Source organism: Nitrosospira multiformis (genome assembly GCF_900110185.1).
In the GTDB taxonomy this organism is placed as follows: Bacteria; Pseudomonadota; Gammaproteobacteria; order Burkholderiales; family Nitrosomonadaceae; genus Nitrosospira; species Nitrosospira multiformis_A.
In genome coordinates, this window is sequence record NZ_FOCT01000040.1 from 1 (window position 1) to 2,086 (window position 2,086).

Here is a 2,086-nt window from a genome sequence, read left to right on the forward strand (position 1 = left end):
TGATCAGGGCAGGAGCCGGGCAAAGACTGGAACAGGCAACACGCAAACACCGGTCCGCCACCGTTACAGACGGCAAGGTGGATCGGTGTTTTTTTGCCATTTTTAACTTTCTCTATTAACTTCCCTATAAGCTCTCGAAGAAGCTTCCCAAAAGATCCTAAAGGCAGCCCCTAAAAGCCGTAATATAGCCGCTCCAATTCGATAATATCGATTGTAGACAGCAGAAAGTGGCCAGAGAAATGCTACAGGAGTGTCTTATCATCCATAAGACATTTTGATACGGACGGCGGCAGAGCAGGTTATCCTAAAGGAAGGATGTCGCTACGTTATCTGCTTTCTCTCGCATGGAAAGGGAGTTGAGTGACATATCCGCGAAAGCATCGGCAATTCGCCGAATACCAGCTCGGATCTGGTATTCGTTGAGGGAAGAAAAACCTAACACGAGCGTACGAGCACTGTAGCGACAGCCACCGTAATCATAGCCCGTACCCCCTCCGATCGAGTAAATTCTTACTCCATGACGTAATGCAATTGTCTGGAGCTGAGCTGCAGGTGGATAGTGATCAGGAAGATGCCACGCCAGGTGCAGGCCACTCTCAAGTCCGCTAAGGCGGACCGCGCCAAAATGTTCCCGCAGTGCTTCCACCAAACAATCACGGCGCTTACCATACATATTTCGCATGCGTCTCAGATGGTTGCCATAGGCGCCGCTGCGGATAAACTCGGCCATAGTCGCCTGATCCAGCCAAGCATGTCCATTATTAAGCAGAGCTTTCGCAGAACGGGCAGCAGGAATCAATGCTTTTGGCACCACTAGATAGCCTAGTCGTAGGCCCGCCCCCATGGATTTGGAGAAGGTACCCAGATACATGACACAACCATAATCATCCAGTCCCATGAGGGCTGTCAGGGGCGATCCGCGATATCGAAAATCTGAATCGTAATCGTCCTCTATGATGAATGCCCCGCAACGCCGCGCCCAATCCAGGAGCTTCAACCGACGCTCAATGGGCAAGGTGAAGCCCAGGGGAAATTGATGAGAAGGGGTGACAAATAAAAGCGCAACTCCCTCTTTTGGTAGTTGTTCAACATCGAGCCCTGCCTCATCCACAGGCACGGGAATCAATTTTGCATAGTAACTCTCGAAAAGCGAAGTGGCGCCTTGGTAGCAGGGATTTTCCGTTGCAACCATTGTTCCCTCTTTTACAAGGAGGCGAGCAGCAAGATTCAATCCCTCCTGAGAGCCGGCTGTAATAATTATCTGATCTGATGAAACGCTGATACCTCGCGCGACTCCAAGATGGGCAGCAATGACTTCCCGCAGTTCCGATAATCCACCGGGATCGCAACATTCCTCGAAGTGCATGTTTGCAGACATGAATGTCTTATTTACAAAGCGACGCCATATCTTATGAGGAAACAAGTCGAGACCGATGCGGTCCGGACAAAAATCAAAGTCGAGATGCTGAATATTGTTGTTGGCGTGTATGTGGCCGATAAATGGAATTACCGGCTGTTTGATAAGTTCTTCATCACCGGGAGAGGAGGGGGTCGCCCTACGGGTGGCAGAAAGGCAGGTTTCAGGAAGCTCAAGATTTACATACGTTCCAATTGCCTTTCGGGCCTGAAGATAGCCTTCGGCAATCAAACGATCATAAACCAGCAAAACAGTATTACGAGAAATACCCAGTTGTTCGGCAAGTACGCGGCTCGCCGGGATGAGTGTACCGGGTTTTAGCTTACCTCCGAGGATAAGGTGGCGTAACTGGTCAAAAATCTGCCCTTGCAGCGATTGACGACTGTTGTGGTCGAGTTCAATGGGAATTGCCATATGTATTCATGGCGGCAGGTATGCGCGCTGGATTTCTGTTCCAGGTAAATTATCGATTCTGACATATTTTTATAATTAACGTAAGCCTACATACGATCTCAGCCGCTCTCATAAGTGAGCGAGAACGGCTGATTGAGGACTATCTACATACGAAGCGAGTGCTTACTCCTCGTCTTCCTCTTCCTCGTCTTCCTCATCCTTTTTTTCGGGCTTGAGCACCATCTTGCCCTGCTTGATGCTCTCGTTCAGGTCGGT

1 protein-coding gene is annotated in these 2,086 nt (G+C 49.7%); it reads right to left on the reverse strand.

The genetic code is table 11. The features are described 5' to 3' along the window. Positions 1–304 precede the first annotated feature (304 nt). Entirely contained in the window at positions 305–1,831 is a 1,527-nt protein-coding gene (locus BMY01_RS16870; RefSeq protein ID WP_074749265.1) for a MocR-like pyridoxine biosynthesis transcription factor PdxR, read from the reverse strand. Positions 1,832–2,086 lie beyond the last annotated feature (255 nt).